Below are 17,624 nucleotides of genomic sequence, written 5' to 3'. Positions count from 1 at the left end.
AGTGAAATGCGTCCGGCCGGGGTGATGTTCGTCATTCCCCGTTCCGGCCTTCGCAGGTGAAATGCCCGCACGGCTCTGGCATATGACGAAGGCCGCGTGCCAAAGGGCATTCCGCGCCCCGTGGTCCGGACGCTATGGTCGCCCTTCGATGCCCGATGGCGCCCCCGCCCGGCTGACCGACGAGCGGGACCGCACCGGGCACGGCGGTGTGCCGGTCGGCACGCCGCCGCACCCCTCGGGGGGAGGGAAGGAAGCAGACCCATGCCCGTACCCGTACCGCGCCCGCGGACGGACGTGCTGCCGCACCAGGCAGGACCGGTGGACCCCGGCTGCGCGGAGACCACCCGCGCCGCCGGCGCCGGCATGCCGGCGCACGGGGGCTGCTCCGGGGCTTCCCATCCGCCGCGGACCGCGCCGGAGGCGCCCACGACGCCCCTCCCCGCCGCCGGCCCCGCCCCGTTGCCCCGCGACCTGCCGGCGGCCGAACTGCCGCGCCCGGCCGCGGACCACCGGCTCCCGGCCGGACGGACCGCTGCCCGCCCGGCGGCCGGTCATGCCCCCGACCCGGCGAACGGCACCGTGTTCTCCGCCACATCCGACGCCCCGGCCGCCGACGAGCCGCTGCCGGAACCCCCGCCCGAGCCGCCCGCCCAGGGGCTGACCCTGCTCCTCATAGGCGAGGACCCGAACAGTCACGTCCCGGAGATGTGGGACTGGGCCGGCCGCAAGGTCCGCCTGCGCACCGCCCGCAACCTCACCGAGGCCGAGCGGCTGCTCACCGACGACGTGCACTGCATCCTGCTCGACCTCACCCCCGCCGAGCCGCACGGCCGCGAGGAGCCCAACGCCGCCGGTGCTTCCGGCGACGAGCTGGCCGCCCTGCGGGCCGTGCTGCGCATGGCGCCCTCGCAGGCCGTCCTCGTCCTCACCTGCGAGACGGACGCCGAGCGGGCCGCCGACGCGGTGCGGGTGGGCGCCCAGGACTACCTCTTCCGCGACGAGCTGGACGGCAAGGTGCTCAGCCGCGCGGTGCGCTACGCCGTGGAACGCAAGCGCGCCGACCTCGCCCAGCGCCAGCTCACCGAGTCCCGGCTGCGCGCCCAGGAGAACGCCCGCCTGGAGCGCGGCCTGCTGCCCACCCCGCTGCTCGACGGCTCCGAGCTGCGCTTCGCGGCCTGCTACCGGCCCGGCCGCAGCCGCGCCCTGCTCGGCGGTGACTTCTACGACACCGTCCGCACTCCGGACGGCACCGTCCACGCCATGATCGGCGACGTCTGCGGCCACGGCCCCGACGAGGCCGCGCTCGGCGTCGAACTCCGCATCGCCTGGCGGGCGTTGACCTTCGCCGGGCTGTACGGCGACGAGCTGCTGGCCACCCTCCAGAAGGTGCTGGAGAACGAGCGCCCCGACGACGAGATCTTCGCGACGCTGTGCACCGTCGACATCTCCGAGGACGGCCGGCGGGCCGGGGTGTGCCTGGCCGGCCACCCCGCGCCGCTGCTGGCCCGCGCCGGGGAGCGGCCGGAACTGCTGCCCTACGAGTTCGGCGGCCCGGCGCTCGGGCTACTGCCGGAGGCCCGCTGGCCGCGCCGCCAGGTCGAGCTGGGCGCCGCCTGGAGCCTGCTGATGTACACCGACGGCCTCATCGAGGGCCGCATCGGCGAGGGCAACCGGCGCCTGGGCCAGGAGGGCATGACCGCGCTCGTCGCCCGCCAGATGGCGAACGGCCTGCAGGGCGAGGAACTGCTGGAGGAGTCGGTCCGCGAGGTCCGCGCCCTCAACGGCGGCGAACTCACGGACGATGTGGCGGTCCTGCTGCTGGACCGGCGCTAGGGCGCTTCTGACGGGGCCGGCCCCGCCGGCCGGCCGGGCCCGGAGCGGAGACGGGCCCGGCCGACACCGGGGACGACGGGCTCAGCGACCGCCGTTGTACGGCCCGTAGGGGCCGTCGGAGCTGGAGCCGCGGCGCGGGCCGCCACGGCCGCCACCGGCCGCCGCGCGCAGCGCCGGCCGGACGTCGACGGTGTAGACGATCACCGCGATCACGCCGATGATCGGCAGGAACGAGAGCATCGGCAGCAGGAACAGCAGCGCGGTGGCCAGGCCCAGGAAGATCAGCCACATGCCCTTGTTCTGCTTGTCGGCCGCGCGGTAGGCGTCCTCGCGGCGGGTGGCCGCGTCGATCAGCATCACGGCGGAATAGACGCCGAGGCCGAGCTGAACCCAGCTCAGAATGCTCTGGAATCCGTAAATCAGCACGCCGTCCACCTGCCGTTAGCCGTTCGCCCTGGGAGCCGGGCTGTCATCGGGGTTCGTGTGGGTCCTGGAGCCCCACCGTACCGGGACAACGGGCCGGACACGTGGGAAGTGCCCGGCCCGCCCGATGGCCGGCGCTCACCGGCGGCTCACTTCGCCGACGGCGGGGTGCTCTTCTTCGCCGGGCCCGCGGCGGGCTTGCGCTGGGCGGCCGGCTTCGGCGCCCCGGCGGCCTTCGGCTCGGTGGAGGCGGTGGCCTTCGCCTCGGGGCGGGTGCCGTTGGCCGGCACGGTCTTGGCACGGCCGCCGGTCTCCGCGCCGTTCTTGGTCTCGGCCTTGCGCTCCGGCTCCGGCTCGATCGCCACCGCCAGCTCCTCGACCTGCTCGGCGGCGCCACCGCGCCAGTTCTGCACCGCGCCGCGGCCGCGCTCGGCCAGCTCGTCGTAGGTCTCGCGGGCCTGCACGGCGACCTCGGCGGCCCGGCCGACGCCGCGCAGCGCCAGCTCCTGCGCCTGGTCGCGGAACTTCTTCAGATCGCCGTCGAGCGAGCCCAGCAGCTCGCCCAGCTTCTCCTGGGCCTCCTTGGCCTGCTTGGTGACCAGGGCCTGGATGTCCTTGGGGTCGGTGCTGCGGACCGACTCGAAGCGCTTGGGGGCCTCGGCCTTCAGCTTCTCGACCAGCTGCGGCACCTCGCCCAGCTTCTCGGCGGCCAGGTCGACGGTGCCGGCCACGGCGTACAGCGGGGTCGCGTCGGTCAGGGCCTTGCGGAGGTCATCGGTGGTGATGGCCATGACGTGGTTCCTCCTGGAAACGATGGGGTTGCTCAGGTGGCGTGCGGGCCGCCGTCGGCCTCTGTCTCATGGGGTTGGTCGCCGTCCTCGGGCCCGTCGCCGGAACGGGGCGCGGTGCCGCCGTCCGGGGCGCCGCCGCCGAGCCCGTTCTCCTTGCGGAAGGACTCGTAGATCTGCAGCAGGACCTGCTTCTGCCGCTCGTTCAACGACGGATCGGTGAGTATCGCGGTCTGCACCCCGGTGCCGTCCGGGGCGCGCCGTTCGTCCAGGATTCCGGCCTGGACATACAGCGTCTCGGCGGATATCCGCAGTGCCTTGGCGAGCTGCTGGAGGATCTCCGCGCTCGGTTTGCGCAGACCGCGCTCGATCTGACTGAGGTACGGGTTGGACACCCCCGCGGCATCCGCCAGCTGCCGCAGGCTCAGCTGCGCCGTGCGCCGCTGCTCCCGCAGGAACTCGCCGAGATTGCCGACGTTGAGTGATGCCATGTATCGATACTGCACGGTAGTGCTAACTATTGCAAGCAAGCGCTAGCAAGAGTGGCGTGTTCCTTGCGGGCGGGCGCCGAACGGCCACGTCGGAACGGGTACCCGCCCCCCCGTATCGAGTCGTGGAGCGGGCACCTAGGGTGGGCGGGCGTCAGGGATTGTTCGCGTACGGACAGACGGGGGTCGGCATGGTGCGCAAGGCGGAATCAGGACAGATGCGGCGGCGGTTGCGTTCCGGCACCGTCATTCTCGGGGGCATGGGCGCGCTGGCCGCGGCGCTCACCTCCTGCGGGTCGGAGCCGGACAGGCGCTGTGTGGACCCCAGGAGCTATGACAGCGTCCACGGATACCGCGTGCTCAGCCCGGCGCAGTGCTCCTCGCCGGGCGCCACGTCCGGCCGCTGGTACTACGGTTCCGGCGGCTCCGGCCGCTATGTCAAGGGCGGCACGTTCGACAAGAGTGCCGCCGTCACCCGCGGAGGCTTCGGCTCCCGGCACGGCTCCTCGGGCGGCTGACACCGGATGCGCCGCCACACCATCGAGCCCCGCCCCGACTGGCAGGGCACCGTCGAGGCCCAGGGGCTGATCTACCCGCTCACCCGTTACCCCGACGACTCGCTGCGCCCCTACTGGGACGAGAGCGCCTACTACTCCTTCTCGGCGGCCGAGATCGACGCGCTGGAAGAGGTCGTCGAGGAACTGCACGGCATGTGCCTGGCCGCCGCCGAGCACATCGTCACCCACGACCGGTTCGCCGACCTCGGCCTCACCGATCCGCGCCTGGCCGCCCGGGTCGCCCAGGCATGGCACCGCCGTGCCGAACTCCCCTCCCTCTACGGCCGGTTCGACCTCCGCTACGACGGCACCGGCCCCGCCAAGCTGCTGGAGTACAACGCCGACACCCCCACCTCCCTGGTGGAGGCCGCCAGCCCACAGTGGTTCTGGATGGAGGACCGCTTCCCGGCCGCCGACCAGTGGAACTCGCTGCACGAGCGGCTGGTGGCCGCCTGGAAGCGGCAGGCGGACCTGCTGCCGCCCGGCGCCCCGCTGCACTTCGCGCACTCGGCCGCCGACGAGCTGGGCGAGGACCTGATGACCGTCGCCTATCTGCGCGAGACGGCCGAACAGGCGGGCCTGGCCACCGAGGCGATCGCCATGGAGGAGATCGGCTGGGACCGGCTCTCCGGCCGCTTCGTCGACCAGCGGCTGCGCTTCGTCCGCGCCTGCTTCAAGCTGTACCCCTGGGAGTGGCTGGCCACCGACGCCTTCGGCCCGCACGTCCTGGACACCCTCGACAACGGCGGCGCCACCGGCTCCACCCTGTGGATCGAGCCCGCCTGGAAGATGCTGCTCTCCAACAAGGCGCTGCTGGCGGTCCTCTGGGAGCTCTTCCCCGGCCACCCCAACCTCCTGCCCGCCTATCTGGACGGCCCCCGCGAACTGCCCGCCGGTCCCGGACACGTCGCCAAACCGCTGCTGGGAAGGGAAGGCGAAGGGGTCACCGTCCATCCGCCGGGAACCCCCGCCGCGCTGCGCGACGAACCCTGCTGTTACCAGGAGTTGGCGCCGCTGCCGGACTTCGGCGGCAACCGGGTGGTGCTCGGCGCCTGGGTCGTCGGGGATGAGGCGGCCGGGCTCGGCATCCGCGAGTCGGCCGGTCTGGTCACCGACGAGTACGCGCGGTTCGTGCCGCACCTCATCCGATGAGAAATCCGGTGCGGCCGCCGGGGCGCCCTGCTACGGTCTGCCACATGCAGCGCGCAGATCTGTTCTTCACGACGACGCCGGAGAGAGTCCCGGCGCGCTGACCGCTGACTTACGAGTCGTCAAGCCCCGGGGCGAGTGCCCCGGGGCTTCGCCGTGTGGTCACTCGCCCCGTACACGCGAGGAGACCGCCATGAACGCCACCATGAACACCGCCCCCGCCCACGACCACCGCCGGCTCGGCCGCGAGCTGGACCTCTTCGACACCGATCCGCTGATGGGCGCCGGACTGCCCTACTGGCTGCCGGCCGGCGCGGCGGTGCGGCACGCCCTGGAGGAGTACATCCGCGAGACCGAGCGCCGCGCCGGCTACCGGCACGTCTACTCGCCGGTCCTCGGCAAGCGGGAGCTGTACGAGATCTCCGGGCACTGGGACCACTACCGCGACGACATGTTCCCGCCCATGGACCTCGGCGGCGAACAGGTCGTACTGCGCCCCAGCCTCTGTCCCCACCACGCCCTCATCTACCGCTCGCGCCCGCACAGCCATCATGAACTCCCGCTGCGGATCGCTGAATTGGGCGGAATGTACCGCTCGGAGCGCTCCGGGGTGCTCGGCGGCCTCACCCGCGTCCGCGCCATCCAGCTCAACGACGCGCACATCTTCTGCACCCTCGACCAGGTCGCCGACGAGGCCCGTGCGGCCCTGGACCTGATCCGCCGCGCCTACGCCGACCTCGGCATCCGCGCCGCCCGCTACCGCCTCTCGCTGCCCGGCGAGGGCGGCAAGTACGTCGCCGACCCCGCGATGTGGCGGCGCGCATCGGCCCTGCTGACCGAGGCACTCGACGGCTCCGGGGTCGCCTACGAGGCCGTCGGGGGCGAGGCCGCCTTCTACGGCCCCAAGATCGACGTGCAGATCGCCGACCGCGCCGGCCGCGAGGCCACCCTCTCCACCGTCCAGGTGGACCTGCACCAGCCGCGCCGCTTCGACCTGTCCTACGTGGGCCCCGACGGCGCCCGGCACCGGCCCGTGATGGTCCACCGCGCCGTCATCGGCAGTGTCGAACGCGCCGTCGCCCACCTCATCGAGGAGCACGGCGGCGCCTTCCCGGCCTGGCTCGCCCCCGTCCAGCTCGTGGTGCTCCCGGTCTCCGAGGGCGAACTGCCGCACGCCGAAGGGCTCGTACGGCGCTGCCTGGAACGCGGCCTGCGGGCCGAACTCGCCGGCCCCGCCCAGGGCACCCTCGGCGCCCGTATCCGCGCCGCCCGGCACGTCCCCTACCAGGCCGTCATCGGCTCCCGCGAGGCCCCCGCCGACCTCGTCGCCCTTCGCCTGCGCGACGGGCGCCGCCCGGCGCCGCTCCCGGCTGCCGAGGCGGTGGCCCGTATCGCGGCTGTGGTGGCGGAGCGTGGTGGGGAGCTCTGGCCGGCGGCTTGAGGCGCTGCCGCGACCGCCCGTTGTCGCACGGGCCCGCTGCCGGTGTCCCGCCCGTCTTCTGTCCGCCGCGTGCCCGTCCCGGGGGTGCCCGCCTCCCGCCGGACCACGACTGTCGGGCGCATGCGGAAGGAACACCGGCCCCGCCGGCTCGTGGTGGGCGATCAGTGCTGGCTGTGGACCGTGCGCCACCGGCACCCCGAGTGCCGGGAGGTCCGCTCGCTGCGCCACGAGGGCACCCGGGGGGTGCTGCGGATCGTCTTCCGCCCCGGGCCCGGCCGCTTCGTCCCCGACGGCCTGCTGCACTCCGGAGCGGTCATGGACGGCCGGCGGCGGCCACTCGACCTCCATGAGCCGGGCGTCGTAAGGCGGTTGCTGGACACCGCGGCGGAGCGCGGCGAGCTGCCCGCGCCCGCCGAAGTACGGGAACTAGGGCGCTTCTGACGGCTGACCGCTCTTCGACGCCGTGGTGCTGGGCGGCACCCGGCCGGCCCGTATCCCGCCCTCGCGCCGCCTCACTCCCTGAGCCAGCGGCCGACGGCCTCCAGCCAGGCGTCGAGCAGCGCGGCCTCGCCGAGGATCTCCACCGGGCCGGTGCCGGCGGCGACCGGGGCGGGGGCGGGGCCGCGGGCGGGGAGCCGGCCGTAGACGAGCAGCAGCAGATCGTTGAGCGCGCCGCGGACGGTGGTGGTGGCCGGTGCGGTGTCCGGGGTGGGGGAGGGCGGCCGCTGCCAGGTGAGGGCGTCGGCGCCGAGGCCGACCAGCCAGTCCGCGGCGGCCTCGGGCGTGCCGTCGGTGGCCTGGAGGCGGAGGGTGCGGCCGGTGCCCAGGAAGGCGGATATGTGGGGGCCGCGCTCCAGTACGGCCGGCAGGGAGCCGAAGGACATCCACGCGTCGAGGGCGTCCACGGCGACGTCCTCCACGACCGCGAACGGGTGGTCGGCCACGGCCGGTCCGCCCGGGGCCTGCGCGATGGCGAACGTGGCGTCCGCGCGGTGCACCACCGTCTCGTGCGTCATCCGCCGGGCCCAGAACGCCGGAGTCCTACCCGGGCCCGACGTCCACACCGCCGTCTCGGGGCCGGTGGCGCGCAGGGTGTCGGCCAGCCGTCCGGCGCCCTCGGTCAGCCAGGCGCCGAGCGCGGACCCGTCTCCGTCGGCGGGACCGGGGACGTCGACGTCGCTGACTCGGGTGTCGGGGACCGGCCCCTCGGGGACCGGGCCGGTGGCTCTCGTCCGGACGAGCCTCTCCGCCCGGCGGTGCGCCCCGCCCAGATGGCGCAGCAGCCGGGCGAGGGTCCAACCAGGGCAGGTGGGCACCGGCGCGGAGAGGTCCGCACCCTCGACCCGGGTCCTCAACAGGGCGGTCTGGGCGACGATTTCGGCACAGTGGCGGTCGTAGCTCATCGAAGCCATACGACCACCGTACGGCGCGCCACCGACAATGCTCAGAAGCTTTCCGGTCCGGCCGCGGCGGGCGGGCGAGTGCCGATCACGACCGTGGCGCAGAGTTCGTCGGAGGCGGCCACGCGGGGGAGCAGCCCGCTGCGGCGGAAGGCCGCGACGGCCCGGTCCACCTGCCGCTCACCGGTCTCGACGAGCAGGTGGCCGCCGGGCGCCAGCCACCGGGGCGCCTCCGCCGCCACCCGCCGCAGCACGTCCAGCCCGTCCGCGCCGCCGTCGAGCGCCACCAGCGGTTCGTGGTCGCGAGCCTCCGGCGGCAGCAGGCCGACCTCCTCGGTGGGGACATAGGGGACGTTCGCCGTCAGGACGTCGATCCGTCCCCGGAGGCCGACGGGCAGCGGGGCGAACAGGTCGCCCTCGTGGACCCGGCCGCCGGCCGCGGCCACGTTGCGGCGGGCGCAGCGCACCGCGGCCGGTTCGATGTCGCAGGCGTGCAGTTCGACCGCGCCCAGCGCCGCGGCCAGCGCGGCCCCGACGGCGCCGGAGCCGCAGCACAGGTCGACCGCGACGGGCCGCCGGCCGCTCCGCGCGGCGGCGCGCCCGAGGGCGACGGCCTGCCCCAGCAGGAACTCGGTGCGCCGACGCGGCACGAAGACCCCGGGGTCCACGCGCACCCGCAGACCGCCGAACTCGGCCCAGCCGAGGACGTGTTCCAGGGGATGCCCGGCCACCCGCCGCTCCACCATGACGGCCAGGTTCTCCGGTGTACGGGCCGCGGCGACGAGCAGCGCGGCCTCGTCCTCGGCGAAGACGCAGCCGGCGGCGCGGAGTCTGGTGACGACGGCGGACGGCAGCGCGGGAAGGGACGACGAATGGGACGACGAATGGGACGACGACAGGAATGACGACATGGTGGTGAGCCTTTCGGGATGCCGAGGGCGCATCCCGGGTCACGGATGTCGGTCGGTCACCTGAGAGGGACGGACGCACGGACGTGAGCCGGGAGCACCTGCCGGGACTGGCGGGGAATCGGTCTCACCTCCTCGGGGCCGTTGCGTACACGGGCGAACGCGGAACCCGTCGGCAACCACACCCGGGTCGCCGACGGCCGGGGCCACAGTACCCGACCTGGTGATCAACGGTCAGGAGGGGAGTGGCCCGCCCGTCGCTGCGTCAGTTCGGACTGGACAGAAAGTACTTGTCACATTGGAAAGTTCTTGTCAGTATGGTGAGTGTCGAAAGCGTGAGCGACGGCAGTGCAGGTGCAGGACTGATGAGGGGGATGGTCATGGGGGAGTACGCGTCCGGTGAAGCGGCGGCCGCGCTGGCCCGCGCGGCGGAGCTGGGGGCAGCGGTCCGCAGGAACTCGAAGTGGTTCGTGTGGTATCAGGTCGTCTTCGGCTGTGCCACGGGGCTGCAGATGCTCGCTGTAGGGCTGCTGAAAGCCCCGTACGGTGCGTCGTTCGGCGGCGTGCTCGTGGGTCTCGCGATGGCGGGGCTCGGGGTCTATGCGGGGCGGCGGCCTGTCGTCCGGCAAGGGCACGGAAGGCGGATGGCCACCATGATGGGCGCCTGGGGCCTGCTCTATGGGGCGGTGTTCATCCCCGGACTCATCTGGTTCCAGGGTGTGGTGGCCTGGTGGGTACCGGGCGCGGTGGCCGTCGCTCTCCCTGGCCTGATAGGCGGATATCTGGAGGCCCGGAGGTGACGGAGGCGCACGAGAGGACCGCGGCGGCCACGGATTCCGCCCCGGCGGGCGGAGCCGCCCCACCGGCCGGAAGTCATCCGCGCCACGGCCTGGACGAGGTCATCCACGCCCCGGTGCGCTTCTCCATCGTGGCGACCCTGGCGGCCGCCGAGAAGGCCGAGTTCGCGTTCGTCCGCGATACGGTCGAGGTGAGCGACTCGGTCCTGTCGCGGCAGGTCGCCACTCTGGAGAAGGCCGGCTATGTCGCCGTCACCAAGGGCTATGTCGGCAAGCGCCCGCGCACCTGGCTCGCCCTCACGACGGACGGCCGGACCGCCTTCGCCGCGCACTGCCGGGCGCTGCGCGCCATAGCGGGTGCCGACGACTGACCGGGGCGTCCCGACGACTGACCGGGGCGTCGGGGATCGACCGGGCGCCGACGAGTGACCGGGCGCGCCGCCCGGGCCGTCGGGCGGACCGGCCGACAGCCACCGCGAGGCGCCGCCCCGAGCCCGTCCCGCCAAGATCGGTTGACTTCGAGTGCACTCCAACTCCTACCGTCATGAACGGGTCGAGGGGCGGCGGCAGTTCGTTCCCCCGGCTCTCCCGTTCGTCGTACGTGCCAGGAGGCAGCAGCATGATGGAGATTCCCACCCGCCACCTCGGTGGACTCGCAGTGTCGGCGCAGGGCCTCGGGTGCATGGGGATGAGCCACGGCTACGGCGCCTCGGACGACGACCAGTCGATCGCCACCCTCCACCACGCGCTCGACCTCGGCGTCACCCTGCTGGACACCGCCGACTTCTACGGGGCGGGCCACAACGAGGAGTTGATCGGCCGGGCGATCGCCGGGCGGCGTGACGAGGTGGTGCTGGCCACCAAGTTCGGCTTCGCCAACCGTCTCGGTGAGCCGGTGCAGATCCGCGGTGACGCCGCCTACGTCCGCGAGGCGTGCGACGCCTCGTTGCGCCGGCTCGGCGTCGACCACATCGACCTCTACTACCAGCACCGCGTCGACCCCGACGTGCCGATCGAGGAGACCGTCGGCGCGATGGCCGAGCTGGTCGCCGCGGGCAAGGTGCGCCACCTCGGCCTCTCCGAGGCGAGCGCGGAGACCGTCCGGCGGGCCCATGCGGTCCACCCGATCGCCGCACTGCAGAGCGAGTGGTCGCTGTGGACCCGCGAACTGGAGCAGGAGATCGCCCCGGTCTGCCGTGAGCTGGGCATCGGCCTGGTGCCGTTCTCGCCGCTCGGCCGCGGGTTCCTGACGGGCCGCTACACCTCGGTCGAGGGCCTGCCGGAGTCGGATCTGCGCCGCACCCAGCCGCGCTTCGCCGACGGCAACCTGGAGCAGAACCTCGCCATCGTGGCGACGCTGGAGAAGCTGGCCGCCGAAAAGGGCGTCACCACAGGCCAGTTGGCACTGGCCTGGGTGCAGCACCGGGGCGAGGACGTCGTGCCGATCCCCGGCACCCGTCGCCAGAAGTACCTGGAGGAGAACCTCGCGGCCCTGGAGGTGCGGCTCTCCACCGAGGAGCTCGCCGCCATCGACGCCGCGGCCCCCGCCGACCAGGTCGCCGGCACCCGCTACGACGCGACGAGCCTGTCCTTCGTCAACAAGTGAGCCAGTGAGCCAGTGGGGCGGTGGGGCGGTGCGGCGGTGGGGCGGTGAGTCCGGCCGTCCGCCCCGTCCGGCCCGTCGGGTTCACGCCGGCGACATCACCTCGTAGAGATGGCCGTCGGCGTCGCGGAAGAACAGGCCGCGGGCGCACAGCGGGTGGTCGGTCCGGCCGTTGTCCGGTTGGCCCGGCTCGTTGCCGAAGGGTATGTCCGCCGACCGGAGGCGGTCGAGGATTCCGTCGAAGGTCTCGGGATCGACGTCGAAGGCCAGGTGGTGGCCCTGGGCGTCCGGGACGGCCATGAAGTCCAGGGTCAGCGTCGCGTTCACCCGGACCGGGGCGAAGTGGCCGTCGCGGCCGTCCGGCGGAAGCTCCGGCAGGCCCATGACGTCGGCGAAGAAGCGGGCCGCCGCGCGGTGGTCGGCGGCCGGGACGATGGTGTGGTTGAGCGTGACGGGCATCAGGCGCTCCGGGGTTCGGTGAGGGTGCCGTGGAGCAGCACGGAGACGAGTTCCTCGGGGGTGAGCGGTCCGTGGGCCGGGCCGGCCGGTGACGGCAGCCGGCTGAAGAGCAGGCCCAGGAAGGCGGCGGCGACCCGCTCGGGGCTCAGTCGCAGCGCCTCCCGGTCCGGTTCGATCAGCTCGACCACGGCGTCCTGCATGGCGCGGAAGGACCGGGTCCGGGCGTCCTCCGGGGGCGCCTCGCCCGCGCGGGGCTCCGGCGGATGCGGACGCTCGCGGCGGTGCCCGGTGGCGTAGAGGCTCCGGACGACGGTGCCCATGCGCTCCATGTGAGCGCAGAGCGCCTCGGCGGCCTCGGTGAGGCGGGTGGTCAGGGGCTGGTCGAGGGGGACGGAGGCTAGCTCGCGCAGGACGTGGTCGACGCCCACCGCCTCGGCCATACAGGCGTCCAGCAGCTCGTCCTTGTCCTTGAACGCGCGGAAGACCGTGGCCTCGCCGATTCCGGCGGCGCGGGCGATCTGACTGGTGGTGACGGCCGCGCCGTGCTCCGCGATCAGCGGGAGGGCGGCGGCGACGATCATGGCTCGCCGCTGTTCGACGCTCATACCGGGGGCACGGCGGCGGGGCGGCCGACTGTCTGCGGTTCGGTTCGCTGACGACATGACGCCAGAGTATGGAGTGAGTACTCACTCCGTCAATGGGTCGGAGTGCGGAAGGCCCGTCAACGGTCGGTGTCGGTGTCGGTGTGCGGGAGGCGCGGCCGCCCGGCCCTCCCTAGACTTCTGAAGAGGCGAGAGGCTCTGACAAACGCGAGCGGAGACCTCGCGAAGGCAGGGCGACCGACACACACCGGCCGAGGCGGGCGACACGCCATGGAATGGAAGCTCGAACTGGTGCCGATTCCGGTGAGCGACGTGGAACGCGCGAAGCGCTTCTACAGCGAGCAGGTGGGCTTCGCCGTCGATCTCGACGTCCGGCTCGACGACGGCGGGCGGATCGTCCAGCTCACCCCGCCCGGCTCCGGCTGCTCGATCGTCCTGGGCGCGGGCGACGGTGTGACGCCGGCGTGGCCCGGTTCGGTGCAGGGGGTGCAGCTGGTGGTGCCCGATGTGGCCGCGGCGCGCGGGGAGTTGCTCGCCCGCGGGGTGCCGGTCGGCCCCGTCCGGCATGTGGAGAACGGGGCGCTCGCGGACGGCCCCGGCGGCGCGTGGAACTCGTTCGTCTACTTCAGCGACCCGGACGGCAACGGCTGGGCGGTGCAGGAGGGGGCGAGTGAACCGACCGGCACGGAGTCCGCCGGTCCAGCCGGCCCCCTTGGCGACGAGTAGGAGACGAGCAGGCAGCGCGCCTCGCCGCTCCGCTCGCGTCTCCGCTCACGCCGCCCCGTCCGGATGCCGTCGCGGATGGGTGGCCTCCAGATGGGCCATGTGCCGCCGACCCCAGGCGCCCAGCGGCACCAGTGCCTCGTTGAGCGAGGTGCCCAGCTCGGTCAGCGTGTACTCGACCTTCGGGGGGACCTGGTCGAACACCTCGCGGTGGACGATGCCGTCCGCCTCCAACTCGCGGAGCTGCTGGGCGAGTACCTTCTCGCTGACCCCCGGCAACTCCCGGCGCAGCCGGCCGAACCGCCGGGGCCCCTGGGCCAGCGCCCACAGCAGCAGCACCTTCCACTTGCCGCCGATGACGTCCACGGCGGCATCCAGGCCGCACTCGTAGGGGCCCTTCCGCCCGCCCACGCCGATCCCCCTCGCGTTCCTGCGCGGACCGCACCGCGCCACCGGGCGCGCCGGTGCGCGCGACCCCGCGTCCAGTATCGGCGATCGGGGGCGGAGCCGGACGCCCGCACGGCGCCCGGCGCGAGGGCGCCGGCTCAGCTGCCGTACGGGCGGGCCAGGCGCGCCTCCCGCAGGGCCACCGCCCACCAGGCCAGCTGGTTCAGCAGGGCGTCGGCGGCCTGGGCCGGCGGGACCGGGTCGTGCAGCCGGCCCTCGTCGTCGAAGAGGCCGCCGGAGAGTACGAAGCTGACCGTCTCCCGGATCGTCGTGGCGTTCAACTCGGCGAACACCAGCCGCAGTTGCTCGACCGCGCGGAGGCCGCCGGAGATCCCGCCGTACGAGACGAAGCCGACCGGCTTGGCCTGCCACTCGGAGCGCAGCAGGTCGACGGCGTGCTTGAGCGGGGCCGGGAAGGAGTGGTTGTACTCGGGTGTGACGACCACGAACGCGTCGGCCTGCTCGACGCGCTTGGCGTAGGCGAGGAACTCCTCGCTGCCGTACCGGAGTTCGTAGGGCCGGATCTCGCCCAGATCGATGACGTCGACGGTCAGCTGCGGGTGGGAGGTGCTGAGGTGCCGGGTGAACCATTCGGTGATGACCGGGGCGAACCGGCCCTCGCGGGTGCTGGCGACGATCACGGCGAGGGTGTAGCGGGGTGCGGACATCTCGGGCCCTTCGTGGCGGGGTGGGTGCGACGCCGACGACGTTAAAACCTCAATCGAACTTGAGGTCAAGCGGCCGGGGGCGGCGGGGCGAGGAGGGGCGAAGAAGGCGACTCGCCCCGGTACCGGCCGGCCGTGGACCCGCGCCGGTACCGGCCGCCGTCGACCCGCGCCGACCCGCGCCGCCGCGGGCCGCCGTCACTCCGCCCCGAACAGCTTCAGCAGCTCCGTCTTCTGGAACATCCGGGCCGTGTCGATCGCCGACGGCGTCCCCGCCGCCGGATCGGCACCATGCGCCAGCAGGACCTTCACGACCTCGTCCGCGCCCTTGAACACCGCGCCGGCGAGGGGGGTCTGGCCCCGGTCGTTGGCGCGGTCCGCGTCGCCGCCGCGCTGCAGGAGGGCCTCCACGGTGGCCGGGTGGTCGTGGTAGGCGGCGAGCATCACCAGGGAGTCGCCCTTGTCGTTCGTCAGGTTGGCCGGCACGCCCGCGTCCACATAGGCGGCGACGGTGTCGGTGTCCCCGTGGCGCGCCAGGTCGAACACCTTGGCCGCGAGCTGCAGCACCTCGGGGTCGTGCGCGTGCTCGATCGCCTCGGGCCCCCGCGGCTCGGAATTCGTGTCGCTCATGTCGCCGGCCTCCTGCTGTGGTCGTGAGTATGCGTGACGGATGCACGGCCACTGTAAGTTTTCCCGGCCCCCCGCGGGGCGGATGCGGGGGCGCGGATTCCGCCGGGTCGGGGCCGGCGACCGGCGCCCGACCAGGGCCGCGACGGGCCGCCGGCCACGCCGGAGCCCGCCGGATCACCCGGCCCGCATGAGCCCCGGCCCGGGCCCGCCGCCCGGTGCCCGGCGCCCGCGGACCTCAGAACGCCGCTCGTATCTCCCCGACCCGGCTGCCGCCCCCGTGCAGCGGCACGTCCTCGATGCGCGCGAGCACCGGGTCGTCGACGCCCAGACCCCGCAGGACCCGCGCGAGGACCGGTCCCAGGGTGCGGGACGCACCGTCGTCGATCTTGAAGGCCAGGGCCCGCCCGTCCGGCAGGGCCAGCGCCTGCACCGCCTCGGCGCCCATCTTGGAGAGAGTGCCGGGAAGGGCCCGCATCAGCCAGGTGTCGGGCCGGCGGGTGCCCGCGACGTACTCGGGGTGGGCCCGCATCGCGTCGGCCACCCGCCGCTCCGGCGTGCCCGGCTCGGCGAGGACGAAGTGGCGGTAGGCGCGGGCCAGTCCGGTCAGCGACAGCGACATCAGCGGCGCCCCGCAGCCGTCGGTGCCTATGTGGGCCACCTCCTCGGCGGCCGCGGTGCGCACCACGTCCAGGACCAGCTGCTGGAGCGGGTGGTCCGGCTCCAGGTACGTCTCCAGGGGCCAGCCGTTCAGCGCGCAGGCCGCGAGCATCGCGGTGTGCTTGCCGGAGCAGTTCATGGCCAGCGGTTCGCGGACGTGGCCGGCGGCGAGGTAGCGCTCCGCCTCCTCCGGGTCCAGCGGCAGGTCGGGCGGCGTCTGAAGGTGCTCGGTGGTGAGCCCGTGCTCGGCGAGCATGGTCCGCACCAGATCGAGGTGGAACGATTCGCCGGAGTGGCTCGCCGCGGCCAGCGCCAGCCGCTCCCCGGAGAGCTCCAGGCCCGCCCGCAGGATCGCCGCCGCCTGCATCGGCTTGTTCGACGACCGCGGGAAGACCGGCGCGGCCACGTCGCCGAGCGCCTGCTCGACGCTCCCGTCGGCCGCCAGCACCACCAGCGACCCCCGGTGCCGCCCCTCGACGAAGCCGGAGCGGACGACCTCGGCGAGCACCGGCGACGGGATCGCGGGACCCGACGGGACGGCGGTCGCCGCGGCCGGCGCCTGCTCGGGTGTCGGGGTGGACGAGGACGAGGTCTTCGACGTGGTCACGGCCGGCCTTCCGGGGACGGGGACCCGCTCCCGGAGGCGGCTCGTGACCGGTCAGGACAGCAGGTCGTCTACTTGTGCTTCGCCTTCACGGTACCGTCGCGCGATTTCCGCACTGCAATCGTCGGTCGTGCGCTGAAGGGACTGCCGGCGCTGAGAGATCTGCCGCTCGTAGCGGATCAGCCGCCCCATCCCGTCCTGCAACTCCTCGTCCGTACGGGCCGTGAGGTCCGACAGCCCGACCTCGCCCAGCATCTCGTCGGCGAGCCGGCGGTACTCCTCGCTGTGCGGGGTGCCCAGCGTCACATGGCGCGCGGACGAGCGCTGGCGCGACGGCAGGTCGGTGAGGATCTCCGGCAGCCGGTCCAGCAGCGGCGAGTGCGAGCCGGTGCGGCGGGCGGTCTCGGCGCGCAGGATGTCGATCCGGCCCTGCAGCAGCCGCCGCAGATAGCTGAGGTCGGCCTCCTCCTGCTGGCAGTCGCGGCGCACCACGCGCAGTTCGGGCAGGGTCAGCCCGGACAGCTCGGGCGGGCCGGACGGCCGGAAGCGGTCGCGCTGCTGCGGGGGGCGGGCGGTCTGTGCCTGGCCTGCCTGGAGCATGGGGCCGTCCTCGATACGGGCGGGCGCGGCCGGAGCCGGCGCCGGGGTGGTGGTGGTCGGGGCGTGCGGGGCCTCCGTGGCGGTCGGGGTCTCCGGGGCGGCCGGTCTCGCACCGCCGGACGGCGGGGTGGGGCGGGCCGGCGGCGGGCTGCCTGCCGGTGCCGTACGGGCGGTTGGCACGGGGCCGGGTGTCCGGCCGGCGCCGAGTGTGGTCATGGATCGTTCCGTCCCCTCGTCCGGTGCCGCATCCAGGGCATGGTGTCCGTGAAACGCACCGCGTGCACGCATCGTGCCACTGTGTGCGGGCCGTGTGCAGGGCCATGGCACTCGAACGGCCCTTGTGGGGGTACCTGCGCCGGGCCGCCGGGGCGGCCGGGCATCATGGCGGGTATGCGAGCTGTGGTGCAGAGGGTGAACGGCGCACGCGTCGACGTGGCGGGCGAGACGGTCGGGGAGATCGTCGGGGAGGGGCTGTGCGCCCTGGTGGGCGTCACGCACGACGACACCCCGGAGAAGGCCGCACAGCTCGCCCGGAAGCTGTGGACGCTGCGGATCCTCCAGGGCGAGAAGTCCTGCTCGGACAACGGGGCGCCGCTGCTGGTGATCAGCCAGTTCACTCTCTACGGTGACGCGCGCAAGGGCCGACGCCCCACCTGGCAGGCCGCCGCCCCCGGCCCGGTCGCCGAACCGCTGGTCGACGAGGTGGTCGCACAGCTGCGGGCGCTGGGCGCGCAGGTGGCGACCGGGCGCTTCGGCGCGGACATGAAGGTGTCGCTGACGAACGACGGGCCGTTCACGGTGCTCGTCGACGTCTGAGCGAGGGTGGGGCAGGGGGCAGGGGGCAGGGGGC

The 17,624-nt window shown here is 73.7% G+C and carries 22 protein-coding genes; 10 read left to right on the top strand and 12 right to left on the bottom strand.

Annotation, left to right across the window (positions count from 1 at the left end):
* The first annotated feature begins 261 nt into the window (after window positions 1-261).
* Window positions 262-1,833 (top strand): PP2C family protein-serine/threonine phosphatase, encoded by a 1,572-nt coding sequence (locus B073_RS0128145; protein ID WP_018541426.1) that lies wholly within the window; start codon window positions 262-264, stop codon window positions 1,831-1,833.
* Between the two features lie 81 nt (window positions 1,834-1,914).
* On the opposite strand, the gene B073_RS0128140 is transcribed toward B073_RS0128145, so the two are convergent.
* From B073_RS0128140 to B073_RS0128130, 3 genes are all read right to left on the bottom strand, one after another.
* Window positions 1,915-2,259, bottom strand: coding sequence for a DUF2516 family protein (locus tag B073_RS0128140; protein ID WP_026247802.1), 345 nt, complete (start codon window positions 2,257-2,259; stop codon window positions 1,915-1,917).
* Between the two features lie 146 nt (window positions 2,260-2,405).
* Window positions 2,406-3,047, bottom strand: a complete 642-nt coding sequence (locus B073_RS0128135; RefSeq protein ID WP_018541424.1) for a hypothetical protein — start codon at window positions 3,045-3,047, stop codon at window positions 2,406-2,408.
* A gap of 32 nt (window positions 3,048-3,079) precedes the next feature.
* Entirely contained in the window at window positions 3,080-3,535 is a 456-nt protein-coding gene (locus B073_RS0128130) for a helix-turn-helix domain-containing protein (RefSeq protein WP_018541423.1), read from the bottom strand.
* A 188-nt stretch (window positions 3,536-3,723) separates the two neighbouring features.
* On the opposite strand from B073_RS0128130, the gene B073_RS0128125 reads away from it, so the two are divergent.
* From B073_RS0128125 to B073_RS41385, 4 genes are all read left to right on the top strand, one after another.
* A complete protein-coding gene (locus tag B073_RS0128125) occupies window positions 3,724-4,050 on the top strand; it encodes a hypothetical protein (RefSeq protein WP_026247801.1) in 327 nt (108 codons plus the stop codon).
* Window positions 4,051-4,056: 6 nt separating this feature from the next.
* On the top strand, window positions 4,057-5,241 hold the full coding sequence (locus B073_RS0128120) for a glutathionylspermidine synthase family protein (protein WP_018541421.1): 1,185 nt from the start codon (window positions 4,057-4,059) through the stop codon (window positions 5,239-5,241).
* 190 nt (window positions 5,242-5,431) lie between these two features.
* Complete coding sequence (gene thrS, locus B073_RS0128115) at window positions 5,432-6,679, top strand: threonine--tRNA ligase (protein ID WP_018541420.1); 1,248 nt, start codon at window positions 5,432-5,434, stop codon at window positions 6,677-6,679.
* Between the two features lie 120 nt (window positions 6,680-6,799).
* Window positions 6,800-7,120: a hypothetical protein gene (locus B073_RS41385; RefSeq protein ID WP_018541419.1), complete on the top strand. Its 321-nt coding sequence runs from the start codon at window positions 6,800-6,802 to the stop codon at window positions 7,118-7,120.
* Between the two features lie 71 nt (window positions 7,121-7,191).
* Here the strand turns inward: B073_RS41385 and B073_RS0128105 are convergent, their stop codons facing one another.
* Window positions 7,192-8,091, bottom strand: a complete 900-nt coding sequence (locus B073_RS0128105) for a maleylpyruvate isomerase N-terminal domain-containing protein (RefSeq protein ID WP_018541418.1) — start codon at window positions 8,089-8,091, stop codon at window positions 7,192-7,194.
* 32 nt (window positions 8,092-8,123) lie between these two features.
* Window positions 8,124-8,990 carry a putative protein N(5)-glutamine methyltransferase gene (locus B073_RS0128100; RefSeq protein WP_018541417.1) on the bottom strand — a complete coding sequence of 289 codons (867 nt, stop codon included), beginning with the start codon at window positions 8,988-8,990 and terminating at the stop codon, window positions 8,124-8,126.
* Between the two features lie 362 nt (window positions 8,991-9,352).
* Here B073_RS0128100 and B073_RS0128095 point away from each other — a divergent pair, with 362 nt between their 5' ends.
* The 3 genes from B073_RS0128095 (at window position 9,353) to B073_RS0128085 (ending at window position 11,390) form a co-directional block, all read left to right on the top strand.
* On the top strand, window positions 9,353-9,787 hold the full coding sequence (locus tag B073_RS0128095) for a hypothetical protein (RefSeq protein ID WP_018541416.1): 435 nt from the start codon (window positions 9,353-9,355) through the stop codon (window positions 9,785-9,787).
* Window positions 9,784-10,155: a transcriptional regulator gene (locus B073_RS0128090; protein ID WP_018541415.1), complete on the top strand. Its 372-nt coding sequence runs from the start codon at window positions 9,784-9,786 to the stop codon at window positions 10,153-10,155. The genes B073_RS0128095 and B073_RS0128090 overlap by 4 nt, the downstream gene beginning before the upstream one ends.
* A gap of 248 nt (window positions 10,156-10,403) precedes the next feature.
* A complete protein-coding gene (locus B073_RS0128085) occupies window positions 10,404-11,390 on the top strand; it encodes an aldo/keto reductase (protein WP_018541414.1) in 987 nt (328 codons plus the stop codon).
* 81 nt (window positions 11,391-11,471) lie between these two features.
* Here B073_RS0128085 and B073_RS0128080 read toward each other — a convergent pair whose 3' ends face one another.
* Together B073_RS0128080 and B073_RS0128075 are read right to left on the bottom strand one after the other, a co-directional pair.
* The gene (locus B073_RS0128080; protein WP_018541413.1) at window positions 11,472-11,846 is read right to left on the bottom strand and encodes a VOC family protein; all 375 of its coding nucleotides are present in this window, start codon (window positions 11,844-11,846) and stop codon (window positions 11,472-11,474) included.
* On the bottom strand, window positions 11,846-12,427 hold the full coding sequence (locus tag B073_RS0128075) for a TetR/AcrR family transcriptional regulator (protein ID WP_018541412.1): 582 nt from the start codon (window positions 12,425-12,427) through the stop codon (window positions 11,846-11,848). Before B073_RS0128075 ends, B073_RS0128080 begins: the two co-directional genes overlap by 1 nt.
* 291 nt (window positions 12,428-12,718) lie before the next feature.
* Between B073_RS0128075 and B073_RS0128070 the strand changes: the two genes are divergently transcribed.
* Window positions 12,719-13,174 (top strand): VOC family protein, encoded by a 456-nt coding sequence (locus B073_RS0128070; RefSeq protein WP_018541411.1) that lies wholly within the window; start codon window positions 12,719-12,721, stop codon window positions 13,172-13,174.
* A 45-nt stretch (window positions 13,175-13,219) separates the two neighbouring features.
* On the opposite strand, the gene B073_RS41380 is transcribed toward B073_RS0128070, so the two are convergent.
* The 5 genes from B073_RS41380 to B073_RS41375 all read right to left on the bottom strand — a co-directional run bounded on the left by B073_RS41380 (window position 13,220) and on the right by B073_RS41375 (window position 16,990).
* Entirely contained in the window at window positions 13,220-13,582 is a 363-nt protein-coding gene (locus tag B073_RS41380; protein WP_018541410.1) for a winged helix-turn-helix transcriptional regulator, read from the bottom strand.
* Between the two features lie 134 nt (window positions 13,583-13,716).
* Window positions 13,717-14,286 (bottom strand): NADPH-dependent FMN reductase, encoded by a 570-nt coding sequence (locus tag B073_RS0128060; RefSeq protein WP_018541409.1) that lies wholly within the window; start codon window positions 14,284-14,286, stop codon window positions 13,717-13,719.
* A 195-nt stretch (window positions 14,287-14,481) separates the two neighbouring features.
* The gene (locus tag B073_RS0128055) at window positions 14,482-14,913 is read right to left on the bottom strand and encodes an ankyrin repeat domain-containing protein (RefSeq protein ID WP_018541408.1); all 432 of its coding nucleotides are present in this window, start codon (window positions 14,911-14,913) and stop codon (window positions 14,482-14,484) included.
* A 235-nt stretch (window positions 14,914-15,148) separates the two neighbouring features.
* A complete protein-coding gene (locus tag B073_RS0128050) occupies window positions 15,149-16,177 on the bottom strand; it encodes an asparaginase (protein WP_018541407.1) in 1,029 nt (342 codons plus the stop codon).
* Between the two features lie 51 nt (window positions 16,178-16,228).
* Window positions 16,229-16,990 (bottom strand): hypothetical protein, encoded by a 762-nt coding sequence (locus B073_RS41375; RefSeq protein WP_018541406.1) that lies wholly within the window; start codon window positions 16,988-16,990, stop codon window positions 16,229-16,231.
* A 174-nt stretch (window positions 16,991-17,164) separates the two neighbouring features.
* Between B073_RS41375 and dtd the strand changes: the two genes are divergently transcribed.
* Window positions 17,165-17,590 (top strand): D-aminoacyl-tRNA deacylase, encoded by a 426-nt coding sequence (gene dtd, locus B073_RS0128040; RefSeq protein ID WP_026247797.1) that lies wholly within the window; start codon window positions 17,165-17,167, stop codon window positions 17,588-17,590.
* Window positions 17,591-17,624 lie beyond the last annotated feature (34 nt).

This window comes from Streptomyces sp. MspMP-M5 (assembly GCF_000373585.1).
Taxonomy (GTDB): domain Bacteria; phylum Actinomycetota; class Actinomycetes; order Streptomycetales; family Streptomycetaceae; genus Streptomyces.
This window is presented reverse-complemented; position numbering and strand designations above follow the sequence as displayed.